The sequence below is a fragment of the Psychrobacter sp. S1-30-MNA-CIBAN-0213 genome (genome assembly GCF_040309845.1).
GTDB lineage: Bacteria > Pseudomonadota > Gammaproteobacteria > Pseudomonadales > Moraxellaceae > Psychrobacter.
The window spans coordinates 148439-164653 of record NZ_JBEOPE010000004.1 but is presented as its reverse complement, the minus strand read 5'-3'; the positions used below and the strand labels follow the sequence as shown (position 1 = coordinate 164653).

13 protein-coding genes are annotated in these 16215 nt (G+C 43.8%); 9 read left to right on the top strand and 4 right to left on the bottom strand.

Going from position 1 to position 16215, the window contains the following annotated elements:
- The first annotated feature begins 14 nt into the window (after positions 1-14).
- From AAEY87_RS05740 to AAEY87_RS05700, 9 genes are all read left to right on the top strand, one after another.
- Positions 15-1511: an aldehyde dehydrogenase gene (locus AAEY87_RS05740; RefSeq protein ID WP_350656309.1), complete on the top strand. Its 1497-nt coding sequence runs from the start codon at positions 15-17 to the stop codon at positions 1509-1511.
- Between the two features lie 89 nt (positions 1512-1600).
- Positions 1601-3049: an alanine/glycine:cation symporter family protein gene (locus tag AAEY87_RS05735; protein ID WP_068035682.1), complete on the top strand. Its 1449-nt coding sequence runs from the start codon at positions 1601-1603 to the stop codon at positions 3047-3049.
- A 306-nt stretch (positions 3050-3355) separates the two neighbouring features.
- Entirely contained in the window at positions 3356-7069 is a 3714-nt protein-coding gene (dnaE, locus tag AAEY87_RS05730) for a DNA polymerase III subunit alpha (protein ID WP_350656308.1), read from the top strand.
- 55 nt (positions 7070-7124) lie between these two features.
- On the top strand, positions 7125-7523 hold the full coding sequence (locus tag AAEY87_RS05725) for an Hpt domain-containing protein (RefSeq protein ID WP_082787190.1): 399 nt from the start codon (positions 7125-7127) through the stop codon (positions 7521-7523).
- A complete protein-coding gene (locus AAEY87_RS05720; RefSeq protein WP_350656307.1) occupies positions 7523-8395 on the top strand; it encodes an RNA methyltransferase in 873 nt (290 codons plus the stop codon). Before AAEY87_RS05725 ends, AAEY87_RS05720 begins: the two co-directional genes overlap by 1 nt.
- A gap of 101 nt (positions 8396-8496) precedes the next feature.
- A complete protein-coding gene (locus AAEY87_RS05715; protein WP_350656306.1) occupies positions 8497-8940 on the top strand; it encodes a YtoQ family protein in 444 nt (147 codons plus the stop codon).
- Between the two features lie 150 nt (positions 8941-9090).
- Positions 9091-9987: a serine O-acetyltransferase gene (gene cysE, locus AAEY87_RS05710; RefSeq protein ID WP_350656305.1), complete on the top strand. Its 897-nt coding sequence runs from the start codon at positions 9091-9093 to the stop codon at positions 9985-9987.
- A gap of 53 nt (positions 9988-10040) precedes the next feature.
- Positions 10041-10487 (top strand): PACE efflux transporter, encoded by a 447-nt coding sequence (locus AAEY87_RS05705; protein ID WP_068035672.1) that lies wholly within the window; start codon positions 10041-10043, stop codon positions 10485-10487.
- Between the two features lie 199 nt (positions 10488-10686).
- Positions 10687-11421: a glucose 1-dehydrogenase gene (locus tag AAEY87_RS05700; RefSeq protein ID WP_350656303.1), complete on the top strand. Its 735-nt coding sequence runs from the start codon at positions 10687-10689 to the stop codon at positions 11419-11421.
- Positions 11422-11550: 129 nt separating this feature from the next.
- Here AAEY87_RS05700 and AAEY87_RS05695 read toward each other — a convergent pair whose 3' ends face one another.
- The 4 genes from AAEY87_RS05695 to AAEY87_RS05680 form a co-directional block, all read right to left on the bottom strand.
- The gene (locus AAEY87_RS05695; protein ID WP_350656302.1) at positions 11551-12102 is read right to left on the bottom strand and encodes a 2-amino-4-hydroxy-6-hydroxymethyldihydropteridine diphosphokinase; all 552 of its coding nucleotides are present in this window, start codon (positions 12100-12102) and stop codon (positions 11551-11553) included.
- Positions 12092-12502, bottom strand: coding sequence for a dihydroneopterin aldolase (gene folB, locus AAEY87_RS05690; RefSeq protein WP_350656301.1), 411 nt, complete (start codon positions 12500-12502; stop codon positions 12092-12094). Before folB ends, AAEY87_RS05695 begins: the two co-directional genes overlap by 11 nt.
- A 64-nt stretch (positions 12503-12566) precedes the next feature.
- A complete protein-coding gene (rarD, locus tag AAEY87_RS05685) occupies positions 12567-13529 on the bottom strand; it encodes an EamA family transporter RarD (RefSeq protein WP_350656300.1) in 963 nt (320 codons plus the stop codon).
- 308 nt (positions 13530-13837) lie between these two features.
- Positions 13838-16192 (bottom strand): bifunctional prephenate dehydrogenase/3-phosphoshikimate 1-carboxyvinyltransferase, encoded by a 2355-nt coding sequence (locus AAEY87_RS05680; RefSeq protein ID WP_350656299.1) that lies wholly within the window; start codon positions 16190-16192, stop codon positions 13838-13840.
- Between the last annotated feature and the right edge of the window lie 23 nt (positions 16193-16215).

The window sequence follows — 16215 nt, the reverse complement described above, 5'->3', positions numbered from 1 at the left end:
CAAGGATTAGAAAAATGAGCACTAAAGAACAAGCTACTAAAGAGCAAGTATTTGAGAAAGCAAAACAGCAACAGCTGTGGGCTGGACATTTAATAGCGGCTGATAATTTATCAGAAGCGACTTTAGACAATTACACGCCTATTGATAATAGTGTTATCGGTCAGATTGCCTCGGGTACTAGCGATGATGTCGATACTGCCGTGCAAATCGCCCGTGATAGTTTTGAAAGTGGTGAATGGCGTCGTCTGGCTCCAGCTGAGCGTAAGGCTGTTATGCAGCGCTGGTGTGCACTAATGCATGAGCATTTCGAAGAGCTGGCAGCATTAGATTGTGTGGATGCGGGCAAGCCGATTACCGAATGCTTAAACACTGACATGCCAGCGACTATTGAGACTTTTGAATGGTATGCCGAAGCAGCTGATAAGGTATTTGGTAAAGTCGCGCCGACAGGTAACGCAGCTTTAGGACTTATTGTGCAAGAGCCAATTGGTGTCGTTGGTGCGGTATTACCTTGGAACTTTCCAGCCCAAATGTACGCTTGGAAAGTCGCCCCTGCTCTTATTATGGGCAACTCCGTCATTGTTAAACCCGCTGAGCTGACCTCTTTATCTGCCTACCGTTTAACCGAGCTTGCCTATGAAGCTGGCGTGCCCAGAGAAGCGCTGCAAATGGTCTGCGGTCTTGGTGAAAATGTCGGTGCAGCACTTGGTCAACATATGGATGTCGATATGGTGTCGTTCACCGGCTCAACAGAGGTCGGACGTCTGTTCTTACAATACTCGGCCCAAAGCAACCTAAAAGAGATCGTCTTAGAATGCGGTGGTAAAAGCCCACAAATAGTCTTTGATGATGCCGTACTTGATGACGCCGCTATTAACGATATCTTATCGGCCGCGTTTTGGAATATGAGTGAAAACTGTAGTTGCGGCTCACGCTTATTAGTCCACAGCAGTCAAAAACAAGCGTTACTTGAGCAACTAAAAAATGGTCTGAAAGGTTGGAAGGTCGGATCACCTTATGACTCTGATACCGCCATTGGTCCTATGATAGAAAAAGCACATTTTGACAAGGTTTCGCATTATTTACGGACCGCAAAAGATGAAGGCGCAACGATCATTGCAGGTGGCAACATTCGTGAAGATTTAGGTAGCGGCTGGTATATTGAACCCACTATTTTTGATGATGTTACAGCCGATATGACTTTGTTCAAGGAAGAAGTCTTTGGTCCTTTGCTGGCGGTGACAAGCTTTGAGACGGAAGAAGAAGCCATCAAATTAGCCAATGAAACCAACTATGGGCTCGCCGCTTCTTTTTATACACAGAACATCAAGCGCGCTTATCGTGTGGCATCGTCCATCAAAGCGGGTACGGTTTCAATCAATGGTTTTTCAGAAGGTGATATCACGACGCCATTTGGTGGCTATAAACAATCAGGGTTTGGCGGTCGTGACAATGGTTTAGAAGCCTTATCACAATATGCACAGACTAAGACTATTTGGCTGGTTAATTAACAAGCGTGTTCAATCAGTACAGTCATAAATTAAAACAATAGCTTAAATGATTTAAGCCTTTAGTCACATACTTACAGGGAAGTAAGGCCATGGAAGCGATTATTAATACCATCGTCGGCTATATATGGAGCGATGCGTTAGTTTATTTAGCACTCGGTGTCGGCATTTATTTTACCGTGATGACTCGCGGTGTCCAGTTTCGCTATCTCAAAGAGATGGTTAGGCTGTTGTTTGACAAGCAAACATCAACCCAAGGTATTAGCTCATTCCAAGCCTTTAGTATGGCCTTATCAGGCCGAATCGGCGTCGGTAACATTGCAGGGGTTGCCACCGCAATCGCAGCTGGTGGACCTGGCGCAGTATTTTGGATGATAGTCATGGGTCTGCTTGGCGGTGCCAGTGCCTTTATCGAGTCAACACTTGCACAGGTATATAAGCATACCGTTGATGACCAGTATCGTGGCGGCTCACCCTTTTATATCGAGCGTGGGCTCAAAATGAAGCCTTTTGCCATTGTCGTTGCGGCTGTTACCTGCCTATCATATGGTGTTTTGGTGCCTGGCGTACAGGCCAACACCATCGCTGATTCTTTTAATACTGCTTTTAATATCCCACCTGTTGCAACTGGTTTCATTATCGTTGCGCTGTTAGCATTTATCATATTTGGTGGCATAAAACGTATTGCAAGCTTCGCTGGCAAGGTCGTGCCTATTATGGCGATCGGCTATGTTTTGATGATGATCATCGTCTTAGTGTTTAACGCCTCAAACCTACCAGCCATGTTCGCGCTTATCTTCAAAAGTGCGTTTGGTATGGATGCCGTCTTTGGCGGTATTGTCGGTCTAGCAATCTCTTGGGGTGTGCGCCGTGCTGTATTCTCAAACGTTGCTGGTGCAGGCGAAGCCACTTTCAGTTCAGCGGCAGCAGAAGTCTCACATCCTGCCAAGCAAGGTTTAGTGCAAAGTTTCTCTATCTACATTGACACTGTGCTCGTCTGTACCGCAACAGCCCTAATGATTTTATCGACAGGCATGTACAACGTCATTCCCGCAGAAGGCTTGGTGCTGGTTGAAAACATGCCAGGCATTGCAGCTGGAACGGCGTTTACCCAAGCAGCAGTCTCAACGGTATTTAGCCAATATGGTAGTGGCTTCGTCGCTATTGCCATCTTCTTATTTGCTTTTACCTGCTTGATTGCTTATTACTATATCGCTGAAACAACGATGGTATATCTAGACAGCAAGATGCGCTATCCTATCTTAAAACCATTACTAAAAATTGTATTTTTAATCGTTTGCTTTAGCGGTAGTATACAGTCAGTAGGTATGATGTGGGCGCTAGGCGATATTGGTTTCGGCAGTATGTGTTACCTTAACTTCATCGCCATCGTCTTACTCAGCAAAACGGCGCTAAAAGTGTTAAAAGACTACGATGAACAAATGAAGCTGGGACTTGATCCTGTCTTTGACCCTAGAAAAGCAGGCGTTGAAAATGCAGACTTCTGGATAGAGTATAGTGATAAACATGATAAGCGTTAAATATTAGCTAAATAATCGTAAATCTTTCGCCTATCAGAGCCTTCTACATCATTATGATATAGAAGGCTTTTTTCTATAATCAAACCCATTACCAAAAATCATCCATTCAATTTCATACCCCTGAATCGGTGGCTGTACGTACCAAATAATGCTATTATTAGCAGCTAAATTTAAAAGGAATAAATATGGCTATCGACGTCTTATTCACTTCTGATTAATTTTAAAAATTCATTTAAAGCATTGATAATAATAAATTTATCTTCTTAATAATCTATTTCCTTTTGATCGTATCAGTAAGAGTCCTCTATGGCATTTGTACACCTTGGTATTCACAGCGAATATTCGATCACCGATTCTATCGTGCGCATCAAGCCGCTTATCAAAGCGGCGGCGGCGGATAATCAACGCGCGCTGGCGTTAACTGATCTATCCAACCTTTATGCCACGGTGAAGTTCTATCGTGCCTGCCTTGGCGCTGGCATTAAGCCGATTATCGGTAGCGAAGTCATCATGGAGAATGAAGACACGCGGCTAACCCTGCTAGCGATGAATAACGAGGGTTATCAAAACATTACCCGTATCGTATCGCTTGGGTTCACTGAAGGGCGCGCTGACGCTGCAAATCATGGTGTGCCTGTCATTAAACGCAGCCATATTTTAGAGCACGCAGCAGGTGTTATCGTTCTCTTCACCGAAAAGTCAGATGTCGGTCAAGCGCTAGTCGGCTCTATGCCAGAAAAAGCTGATGAGCTGCTGACAGAATGGCAAGCACAGTTTGATGATCGTTTATACTTTGCCATCAAGCGTACCAATCGCTCAGGGGAAGATGCCTTCATTCAGGCTGCTATCCACTCAGGTGCCAAACACAATATTCCTATTATTGCTCATAACGATGTGCGCTTCTTAGAGCAAGACGATTTTGATGCTCATGAAGCGCGCGTTTGTATCGCAGGCTCCTACGTGCTCGCTGACCTCAATCGTCCGCAAACTTATTCAGATGAGCAATATCTTAAGACCCAAGCGCAGATGGAGCATTTATTTGCTGATCTTCCGCAGGTGATTGACAATACTTTGCGTTTGGCAACTCGCTGTAATGTGACCTTGACCCTTGGTATTAACGTCCTGCCCGATTTTCCTGTGCCTGAAGGCGAGACGATTGAATCGTTTTTCCGCGCGGAGTCAATACGGGGTCTTAATAATCGATTGGATAAACTATTTCCGATTGAGGAACGCGGTGACAATTGGCAGGATATTCGCCAAAAATATGATGAACGCTTAGAGTATGAGCTCGAAGTTATCTTATCAATGGGCTTTCCCGGTTACTTTTTAATCGTTATGGACTTTATCCGCTGGGCAAAAGCCAATGGCGTACCGGTAGGACCGGGTCGTGGTTCTGGTGCTGGCTCGTTAGTCGCCTATGCGTTAAACATTACCGACCTCGACCCTATCCATTACGATCTATTATTCGAGCGCTTCTTGAACCCTGAACGTGTCTCAATGCCCGATTTCGATATTGACTTTTGTATTGAAGGTCGTGACCGCGTTATTGATTATGTTGCGCAAACTTATGGTCGTGAAGCGGTCTCGCAGATTATCACCTTTGGTACCATGGCGGCAAAAGCGGTGGTACGAGATGTGGCGCGGGTACAAAGTAAGTCTTACTTTCTTGCCAGCAAACTATCCAAACTTATCCCGAAAACTCCGGGTATCACGCTCAGTCAAGCGCTCGAGCAAGAGCCGCAGCTTAAAGACTTAATCTCCAACCCTGACAATATGGATTATGAAGATGCCATTGAGATTTGGGAGATGGCAATTAAGCTTGAAGGCGTCTGCCGAAACGTCGGTAAACATGCCGGTGGCGTCCTAATTGCCCCGCATAAAATTACCGATTTTAGCGCCATTTATTGTGATGACGATGGTCACCGTGTCAGTCAGTTTGATAAAGATGATGTCGAAGCGGTTGGTCTGGTGAAGTTTGACTTTTTGGGTCTACGTAACTTAACCGTCATTAATGCTGCGGTAGAAAACATCAACTTGCGCCGTGCTAAAGAAGGCAAAGAAGCGTTGGTGTTAGAAGACTTGCCATTAGATGACAAAAAAGCCTACAAGCTCTTGCAAGATGCCAAGACCACTGCCGTCTTTCAGCTTGAAAGTATGGGTATGAAAAAGTATTTGGCGAAATTACAACCGACCAACATTGAAGACGTCATCGCCATGTGTGCGCTGTATCGTCCGGGTCCGCTCGATGCTGGCATGGTAGAGATGTATATCGACCGTAAGCATGGTCGTGAGGAAGTCATTTATGACCATCCTAATCTTGAGCCGATTTTAGAAAACACCAACGGCGTTATTGTCTATCAAGAACAGGTGATGCAAATCTCGCAGGTGATGGCAGGCTATAGCTTGGGCGGTGCGGATATGTTACGCCGTGCGATGGGTAAAAAGAAACCTGAAGAGATGGCTAAACAGCGCGATATTTTTGTCACTGGCGCCACGGCGCAAGGTATCGATGAAGTCACCTCGGGTGGCGTCTTTGATCTGATGGAGAAATTCGCTGGTTACGGTTTTAACCGCTCGCATTCTGCCGCATATGGGGTATTAGCTTATCAGACGGCTTATCTAAAACAGTACTACCCTGCTGAGTTTATGGCAGCAGTACTAACTTCCGATATGAACAACACCGACAACGTCGTGTTCTTTATTAATGATTGCCGTGAAAACTTTGAGTTAACCGTGGTCAATCCATCAGTTAACCGTAGTGAATGGCATTTCGTCGCCGATACCCCGACCAATATTATTTATGGCTTGGGTGCGATTAAAGGCGTTGGTGAAGGTGCAGTTGAGTCTATCGTTGATGCGCGTCGCCGTGAAGGTCCGTTTAAAGATTTATATGACTTCTGCCGCCGCGTCGATATCAAAAAAGTTAATAAACGTACCCTTGAAGCATTAGTCAGTGCCGGCTGTTTTGATGACTTTGCGGCTACCCTACGTCCTGACTTGCCAGCCGATGAAGCTTACGAGATTCGCGGTGCGTTAATGAGTCAATTACCAAGCGCAGTACAAGCCGCTGAACAAGACCGTCAAAACCGCGAGATTGGTATGATGGACTTATTTGGTGAAATGGATGGTGTGGTTGCTGCACCGCCATTGGTCATGACCCCAGAATTAATTTGGGGTGATAAGCACCGTTTAAAAGCGGAGAAAAACACCTTAGGACTGTATTTAACTGGCCATCCAATCAATGAATACTTAGATGAGATCAAACGCTATACCTCAGGCGCACGTCTCGATAAGCTAACGGACACTGGCTATAACGGCAGTTGCTATTTTGCCGGATTAATTATTGATATCGCCAATTTTGGTAATCGTAATGTGATTATCTTAGATGACGGAACCTCAAGACTGGAAGTTAGCTGCTATGCTGAACGTTTTAACCGCGTTAAAGAACAGTTAAAGGTGGATGAAGTGGTCATCATCAAAGGCAGCATTCGTGAGCGCGATGGTCGTCTATTTGCCCGCCTTGATAATGCAATGAGTATGGTTGATGCGCGCTTGCGTTGGCTGAAAAAAATCAGTATCAAAGTCCACGGCAGTGATATTAATCTGCTGACACGCTTGCAACCACTTCTTAAATCGGCGCAAGCGGGTATCATACCTGCGCCACGCTTAGCTTATAACAATGATCAGGACGAACAAGACGGCAATAGTAACAGTGCCGTTTACGACCCTGCAATGGGTGGCAGTTTGTACGATGAAGACGGCAATGACTTATTGGTGCTAGAGAATGATATGAATCAGGATGTGCTTAATAATGGCAGCAGCTATGTCAATAACGCTCTGAGTAATACTGATGCCTCAATCAATGATAACTGTCTACCGCTTGGTCTGAGTATTTACGAAGAGTATGGCATTGCTAATGTGGGGCTATCGGAGCATTGGCGTGTCTATCCTAACGATGATAATTTACAGCAGCTAAAAAGCATGATTAACGAAGAAAATATATATTTTCATTATAGTTAGTACTATAAATATAACAAATTAAAACCCCCACTCTGACCTTACTGGATATGGAATTATGACCGGAGCTGATGTTAAAAACAATATTATGAACAATGACTTAGATAATAGTTTAGACAATGACATTATTAATCATGAGCAATTTGAAGATATGCGTGATCTGTTTGAAGAAGATTTTGCAGAGTTGATACAGACTTATATTACTGACAGTCAGCAGCGTATTGTAACCCTACGTGCGACACAAGCAGCCGATGATAATGCTAACGGTTTTGAAGCCGCTCATGCTCTTAAAGGTGCTAGTGCGAATATAGGTGCGACTCAATTGGTAGCGCTCAGTGATCAGTTGCAAGAATACTGCCGCGAGCGAAAGATTAACCAGCAAGCAGCTCTTATAGAAAATATATCATTGGCATTGCAGCACGCTGAACAAGAGATTAATAAAAGAATGAGTTACTAATGAGCACTTCTTCCTTACCAGCATCGCCTACCCCATCAATATCTACTGTTGCCGATTACCTGTCTTGCTTGCAAGTTGTTATGGTCAATACCACCTTACCTGCTAATATTGGTTCAGCCGCACGCGCGATGCATACCATGGGATTATCTCGTTTGACAGTCGTTGATCCTAAGCTACCGATTGATGAAACCAGCGTCTCTCATGCAGCAGGCGGTAGTGAGCTGCTATCATCAGCTTTGATAGCGCCAACGCTAGAGTCTGCGATAGCAGATTGTCAGCTGGTCTTTGCCGCCAGTAGTCGCAGTCGTCATTTGCCGCGCCCTGTAGTAACGCCCACGCAAGCCGCCAAAATTATGTTCGATTTTATCGATAAGCAGTCCACTTTTTCTACTGATAAACCTAATATCGCCGTTTTGTTTGGTCGTGAAGATCGCGGTCTAACCAACGAAGAATTGGCTTATGCAGATTACCATGTTCAGATTGACGCCAATCCTGCTTATCCAGTGCTTAATGTGGCATCAGCTGTCCAAGTGATTGCCAGCTTTATCTTTGCTTATGCACAAACACATATTAAAACTGATAGCGAAGCCGATTATGATAAATTAGATGTGACTGATAGTCTAGAGACGATAGGACAACCTATGCTCAATACTTATACGCGCCAGCAATGGGATGAGCCAGCGATTACCCAGCAGCAATTGCAGCAGCTTACTGAGCGTACCACCGCACTAATGGTTCAACGCAAATTGGCTGACAGTGAAAACTTAAAATCATTACCCTCGCGCTTGTCTCGACTTGGCTCACGTATCCAGCTCGATCAAAAAGAATATCAACTACTAAGCGCGTTAATTGCCAAACTTGCAAAAGACTAAATCTTCTAAGGCGCAAAGTTTGGGGCATTAAGTTTTTCGGAATTAGCAGCAGTAGTACTTTTTTGCAAGTCATATGGATTAATAATAAAGAGGAATTAATAATGAATTGGAATGTTTATTTGTCCGGAGAAATACACACCGACTGGCGACAGAAAATCATGCAAGGCGTGAAAGACCACGGTCTTGCTATTACCTTTACATCAGCAGTGACTGAGCATGAAGCCAGCGACGCAGCCGGTGATGTGCTTGGTAAAGAGGAAAATGGATTCTGGCGCGATCATAAGTCATCAAAGGTTAATGCGATTCGCACCAAAAACATGATCCAAAAATGCGACATTGCTATCATTCGCTTTGGCGATAAATATAAGCAGTGGAACGCAGCATTCGATGCTGGCTACTGTGCCGCACTGGGTAAGCCTTATATTACATTACACGCTGAGGATATTATTCATCCATTAAAAGAGGTTGATGCAGCGGCCATGGCATGGGCGCAAACGCCTGAGCAAGTTGTCGAGCTGTTAAAATACGTCATCAGTGGCAGCTAAATGATAAAAGATTGCCTGTAAACAAAGTCCCACTGGTTTATATTTTGTTTACGGACAATCTGTTTTTACTTACGACTCATCGCTATGTTTTGTGCTGCGAAAATGCTATAACTAAAGAGATTGTAATCAAAAAATACGATAGGATGATTTATGTCATTGCCAACCGCCTTATTCAAATCGCTCACCAGCATCAAACAAGACCTAAAAGAAGATATTGATGCGGTGTTCAATCGTGACCCTGCTGCTCGCAACAGTCTGGAAGTTATCTTAACCTACCCTGGCATTCATGCGCTTATTTTGCATCGCGGTGCGCATTGTCTATGGCAAAACGAGCAGAAACTGGCTGCACGCGTGATATCTTATGGCTCTCGTATTATCACTGGTATTGAGATTCATCCTGCCGCCAAAATTGGTAAGCGCTTCTTTATTGATCATGGTGTTGGTGTTGTCATCGGTGAGACTGCTGAGATTGGCAATGATGTCACTTTATATCATGGCGTCACCCTTGGCGGCGTATCATGGAATAATGGTAAGCGCCATCCAACTTTAGAAGATGGTGTCATTGTTGGTGCTGGAGCAAAAGTTTTGGGGCCATTCACGGTTGGCAAGAATGCCAAAATTGGCTCTAATGCAGTGGTAGTCAAGGCAGTTCCAGCAGGCGCAACAATGGTTGGTAGCGCAGCTCGCATGATTTCAGAACATCATGATGAAAAAGGCAATCCAATCACCACCAAAGTAGACGATGCAAAACAGCAGGAAAAAGCGGCACAAGCAGCTCAACCTAAAACCACTACGCAAAGTACAGCGCGCGCAACTGCCTTCCAAGCTTATGGTATCGACCCTTCCTCACAAGATCCAGTCGCTGAAGCTTTCGCTAAAATGCTCGATCATATCCAGCAGTCGGAAAGACGTTTAGATCAGCTGCAAGAAGCGATGTGCAAAATTGATCCTGATTTCTGTCAAAAAGAATATGACAAACTATGTCTAGAAGATCTAGATGTCATTGATAGAGAAGACGTGGATGAGGCAGGAGATAAGCAGCAGTAGTTGATAGCCTTCTATCAAACCTCAAAGCTTAAAAAAGCACACTGGAGTTTGAATTGATTACATTAGGTCCTATCAAACGCCGTGTGCTGTATGTCACACTTTTTGAGATATTTGCTGTCATGTTGACAACATTTATCTTAGTCGTATTAAGCGGTAGTGATACAAAGCAGTCATTGATACTCGCTGTTATCATAGCCATTACCGCTGTTGTTTGGAATTTCATTTACAACACTCTATTTGAATATTGGGAACGACGCAATCAAATCAAAGCTCGTACTTTTAAGATACGCAGTGTCCATGCAATATTCTTTGAAGGAGGGCTTACTTTAGTCTGTTTACCGCTTTATATGTTTTGGTATGGTGTTGGCATATGGACCGCTCTTACCATGGAAATCTCTCTTACTATGTCTTTCTTAGTATATACTTTTGTTTTCACTTTACTTTTTGACAAGGTATTCACGCTTCCCTATCAAGCTATAGCTGCAGAAAAATCCGCTTAACGCAGATGTAGTGCTAACGATCTTTACATCTATTATTTATACTGTTACTGCCAACCCTCAATTTCAAACCTTTCAAAAAAATTTAATAATTTTACTTATTTGAGACAACTCTTTAAGGTTTACTAACGAAGATTAAATCACTATGTTTTATACTTGCTGACTACTTCACTGACTTTTATTTAACCAATTAGGAGACATAATGGCTCGTTTACAAGATAAAGTTATCATCATCACTGGTGCTGCTCAAGGTATGGGCGAGACTCATGCGCGTTTGTGTATGGAAGAAGGTGCTAAGGTTGTATTAACGGACATTAATGTCGAAAAAGGTGAAGCATTGGAAAAAGAGCTTGGGGATAATGCGCTATTCATCAAACATGATGTCACTAATGAAGAGGATTGGGCACAGGTCGTTAATGCGACTCAAGATAAGTTCGGCAAGATTGATGTCTTAGTAAATAATGCGGGTATCACCACTCACAAATCTATCTTGGATACTTCTTTAGACGACTATCGTAAGATTCTAGAAATCAACCAAGTATCGGTCTTTTTAGGCATGAAAGCAGTCATTCCAACGATGAAAGATGCCAAGCAAGGCTCTATTATTAATATCTCATCGATTAACGGTTTGGTTGGTGGCGCTATTGGTTATACTGATTCTAAATTTGCGGTACGTGGTATGACCAAAGCGGCAGCATTAGAGTGCGCACCTCACGGCATTCGCGTTAACTCCATTCACCCAGGCGTTATTGCCACACCGATGATTATGCAAGGCGATACCAAAGACGCCGTAGACGCTTTTGCCAAAACCATTCCGATGAGACGTGTTGCTCAGCCAGAAGAAGTCAGCGGCATGGTACTGTTCTTAGCGTCTGACGACTCTAGTTATTCAACCGGCTCAGAATTTATCGTTGATGGTGGTTTGACGGCGCAGTAGGTTTTGAGAGCTAAACCACTTTAATTTTGTAGGCTGGGCATTTTGCCCAGCTTTTATTTTGAGATGTTTTAAGAAAAACGTCATCCTTCGATAAATCCTTCCTTGCTTTAAACAGCATCTCAGCAGCTTTCAACCTTTTAAAAATCCATTCAAAATCAACTCTTCAACCCCTGCTCTTTCATGTGCCTTAAATGGATATCGATCTGCCATTACTATCCATTGCTCTGGCCATTCAGATGTTATTTTATTGCTTAGGCTATTTTCATTAAGAACCGTTTTTATCAACAGAATATCGATATCCATGCTGACTTGTTTTATCTGATTGGGTGCTGTTGGCTCAGTCAAACGCTGTCTATTACAGTCACATTCAAACTGCTTAAAAACCTGCTGCAGCTGTTGTAAAGTCATTTCAGATTTGAGCGCAAGATAAACACATTGATTGGTATAGTCGGGTTTGGGTTGCTCTTTGGTCGATGTAAAGTCAGGGTTTTGAAACGCAGTAGACAACTGTATGTCGCCTAGCACCGCTAGACTTTGCCGTACATGCGGTAGATAGTACTCAGCTTGATAATTACTACCCAAAGCTAATAGCACCGCCGTCACAGACTGTGCTTGCAACTGTTCAGGCGGGCGCTTTTTTAGTGTTTCAAGATTCAAACCAGTGAGTGCTTTATGCATCATTAGCCTTTTCTTTAATCGGCTGGTCTTCAATGGTTTTTGCATAACGAGTAATTTGCACCCCAACCGCATCAGCCTGCTTAATAGCAGTTGGCTTAGCAATACTTAACGTTATTTTATGACAGTTGTATTTTGCCAGTAGCTTATCAGCAATTTGCCCAGCAAGATGCTCAAGCAACTGCGCCTTAATAGCTTGACACCATTCGCTAACGTCATCGCAGACCGCTTTGTAATTCAGCGCATCATTGACATCGTCTGAAGCAGCAGCACGACTGATATCGGTCTCAAGCGCTATATCAATTAGTAGCGGTTGCGTAATAGCGCGCTCCCACGCGTAGACACCGATTACTGCTTCTACTTTTAAACCCTTTACGAATACCACATCAGATTCGGTATGAAACATGCTCTCATCCTTGCTTGCTAGTTTTTTAGTTCAGGTTTCTAATTCTAATTTTGCACTCAAGTTTTTATTTAACTTGCTGCAAAGCCTCTTCACGCAAACGTGCTGCTTTTAGCGCTTTACTAGGGCGATGACGCCATAAGTCAATGCTGAATAATAACAGACCCAGCCAAATCAAGCCAAATACTGCTAAACGCTGTAAATCAAAGGGCTCTTTATAATAGAACACAGCTAGGAGGAAAATAAAAGTTGGCGTTAAATAAGTCATAAAACTTAAAATACTATAAGCAACTAGCTTAGTTGATCTATTAAATAGCAATAGCGGTATCAAAGTAATTGGACCTGCGATCATGAGCAACCAAATACTTGGGGTAAACCAAAAACTCAGCTGGCTACTGACCACATCAGATTGCCAAAACCACCAAACAAAGATGGGTACGAGCATCGTGGTCTCAACGAACATTGCATCAACAGGAGTTAGCGGTGTTTGGCGCTGAATAGTGCCATAAGTACTGAAACTAAATGCAAGAATGAGTGATAGCCATGGCAAGTTACCGAGCATGACCACTTGAATAACCACAGACAACAGAGCAAAACCAATTGCTATCCATTGTAAAGTACGCAGGCGCTCTTTGAACAGAATCATCGACAACGCAACGCCAACTAGCGGGCCAATAAAATACCCTAAACTTGCCTCAAGTATCTGGTCATGATTGACCGCCCATACGTAAGTGAGCCAGTTGGTCGCAATAATAATACCTGACAAAAAGGTTAATGCTATCCACTTTGGGTTTTGCTTTAAGATACCTATCCACTGCCAGCGCTTGGTCACGACCACTACGATTAACAAACAAGCAAACGTCCAAACAATGCGGTGACCGATAATTTCTGTCGCATCATAAGCCACTAATTGTTTGAAATATAAAGGAAATGCACCCCATATACAAAAAGCGATCAGCGCAGTAACGATACCACTTCTCGTAGTTTTAATAGGGACTACTGGTTTTTTGACTTCATTTTGGGTAGTCATAAGGTAAGACAACTTATTAGAGCAAAGCGCGACCTCACCTAGCTTTTATAGACAATAAAAACTTATTGGTAAGAACGCAGGGTTACTACATATAGGATAGAAAGTAAAAAGCAATGCGTTAATACCCATCTAGGTATCAACACATTGCTAACGACAACCGCATTATTAAAATAACTTACAAGGGTTAAAAATATCTTAAATTAACCCTCATTTAGGTTTGTTCTTAGTAGGTTTAATATTTTGCTACATCTAATTAATGTCTAAGTACTTTTGATAATAGCAAAATAAAACCTTAACTTTGGATATGGTTACGCATCGCCATGATCGACTTGAATAGACATACCGATTTGATTGGCAAGCTCAGCAAATCCTGGGAAACTGGTATTGACCGTCTCGACCCCTTCGATGGTAATTTGCTGAGATGCACGTAGACTAGCAACGGCAAAGCTCATCGCAATACGATGATCATGATGCGAGGTGATATGCCCGCCACCAAATACAGGTTGGTTGTTATTCACTTCACCATTTTGACTTTGAATACCTTGCCCTTCGATGATTAGCCCATCCTCAGTGACAGTACAATCAACACCAAGGGTTTGTAGCCCTTCTGCCATTACTGCAATACGATCAGACTCTTTAACGCGTAATTCTTTCGCACCAGTTAACACCGTACGACCTTGCGCACAGCTGGCAGCAATAAACAATACTGGGAATTCGTCAATCGCTAGTGGCACGAGATACTCTGGAATTTCAATACCCACTAGGTTTGAACTACGAATAGTGATATCGGCCACCGGTTCGCCACCAACGTGAGTTTCATTACTCAAGCTAATATCAGCTTGCATAAGCTTTAAGATATCGATAATACCCGTACGCGTAGGATTAATACCAACTTGCGTTAAGGTCAATTCGCTATCTTGACTGATAGCAGCAGCTACCATAAAAAAGGCCGCAGATGAGATATCAGCAGGGACAGCAATATCACCGCCTGTGAGCGTACCACCGCCTTCGACGCTAATACGGTTACCGTCTACGTTTACTGGATAACCAAAGGCTGACAGCATACGCTCGGTATGGTCGCGGCTAACTTCAGGTTGAGTGACGGTCGTTGTACCCTCGCTCCACAATCCTGCTAATAATAAGCAAGACTTTACCTGTGCAGACGCGACTGGCATATCATATTCAATACCTTGAAGCGGCTTACCGACATTATCACGCCCAGTGATACTTAACGGCGCTGTGCCACTATGGCCGGTACTTTGAATAACTGCACCCATCTCTCTAAGTGGTGCTGCGACACGCTCCATTGGGCGCTTATTTAAACTAGTATCGCCGATTAACACACTATCAAACGCTTGCGCGGCTAAAATACCAGACAACAGGCGCATACTGGTGCCTGAGTTGCCCATATAGAGTGGGGTCTTGCTTGGTTTCAAGCCATTCATACCAACGCCATGAATAGTCAATTTACCTTTATCAGGTCCTTCAATGCTTACGCCCATATCACGGAATGCCTGTAAGGTCGCGAGCGCATCTTCCCCTTCCAAGAACCCAGTAACGTTGGTCACCCCTGTTGCAAGGCTACCAAGCATAATACTGCGATGGGAGATAGACTTGTCACCAGGAATAGCAATAGTGCCTGTGACGGTGTTGCTGTTATTGTTGTTGGGAGAAATAAGGTAAGAAGCTGACATAGCAGAGGTATCCGTATAAGGGGTGCTGGCTAACATATGGCCAAAATGTCGCCGTGCGGCTTGCGCGCGGCCCAAAAGTCCCATCAGGGCGGTTGAATCTTTATCAATGATAAGTTGGCGTATGTCCTGTAAATAGACGCTGTACTCATCAAGGGCGCTAACAATCGCGCTTTGATTGGCAAAAAATATATCATGCCACATTTTAGGATCGCTGGCGGCAATACGGGTAAAGTCGCGAAAGCCACCTGCTGCATAGCGAAACATATCTAAATTATCATCATGACTTGCCAACTGCTCAACAAGGTTAAACGCTAGCAAATGCGGCAAATGACTGGTATGAGCCAATATCGCATCATGATGGTCAGCTGCCATTGCCATGACCGTGGCGCCTACTGCTTCCCATAACTGACGTAGTTTAATAACTGCGACAGGACTCGTCGTTGGTAGCTCGCAAATAATGACGCTATGGTTAATGAATAGTGTGGCGCGGCGAGCATGATACCCTGAATTTTCGGCACCAGCAATCGGATGCGCAGGCACAAGACCTGTAGGCAGTATTGTAAATACAGTTTTAGCCGCCTCAATGATATTGACTTTGGTACTGCAAACATCGGTGATGATGCAATCTGTGGCGAGCTGACCCCTATCCATTGCGTTTTTAATATCAACAAATACCGCTTGTACCGCCTGTACCGGTACGGCAATGACTATCAAATCACTACCATTAACCACGTCACCAAGTATAGAGCTACCAGCATCGAGTAATCCATGTTGAATGGCTTCCTCTAAACTTGGCGCATGCCTATCTACTGCCACCAAACGCTCACTGAGACCATTATCTTTGATTGCTTGAGCAAGGCTGGCACCGATTAGCCCTAGACCAATCACACAAACTTGCTTAAATAAGGGCGACTGAGCATTTAAATGCTGTTGTTTGTTATTATTCTGATTTTTTTGCTGGCTATTCACGGCTTTTCTCGTTGAACAAACCA

Excerpts from the sequence above, each read along its gene's own strand:
- AAEY87_RS05740 (WP_350656309.1), top strand. The coding sequence starts at position 15 with ATGAGCACTAAAGAACAAGCTACTAAAGAGCAAGTATTTGAGAAAGCA.
- AAEY87_RS05735 (WP_068035682.1), top strand. The coding sequence starts at position 1,601 with ATGGAAGCGATTATTAATACCATCGTCGGCTATATATGGAGCGATGCG.
- dnaE (WP_350656308.1), top strand. The coding sequence starts at position 3,356 with ATGGCATTTGTACACCTTGGTATTCACAGCGAATATTCGATCACCGAT.
- AAEY87_RS05725 (WP_082787190.1), top strand. The coding sequence starts at position 7,125 with ATGACCGGAGCTGATGTTAAAAACAATATTATGAACAATGACTTAGAT.
- AAEY87_RS05720 (WP_350656307.1), top strand. The coding sequence starts at position 7,523 with ATGAGCACTTCTTCCTTACCAGCATCGCCTACCCCATCAATATCTACT.
- AAEY87_RS05715 (WP_350656306.1), top strand. The coding sequence starts at position 8,497 with ATGAATTGGAATGTTTATTTGTCCGGAGAAATACACACCGACTGGCGA.
- cysE (WP_350656305.1), top strand. The coding sequence starts at position 9,091 with ATGTCATTGCCAACCGCCTTATTCAAATCGCTCACCAGCATCAAACAA.
- AAEY87_RS05700 (WP_350656303.1), top strand. The coding sequence starts at position 10,687 with ATGGCTCGTTTACAAGATAAAGTTATCATCATCACTGGTGCTGCTCAA.
- AAEY87_RS05695 (WP_350656302.1), bottom strand. The coding sequence starts at position 12,102 with ATGATGCATAAAGCACTCACTGGTTTGAATCTTGAAACACTAAAAAAG.
- folB (WP_350656301.1), bottom strand. The coding sequence starts at position 12,502 with ATGTTTCATACCGAATCTGATGTGGTATTCGTAAAGGGTTTAAAAGTA.
- rarD (WP_350656300.1), bottom strand. The coding sequence starts at position 13,529 with ATGACTACCCAAAATGAAGTCAAAAAACCAGTAGTCCCTATTAAAACT.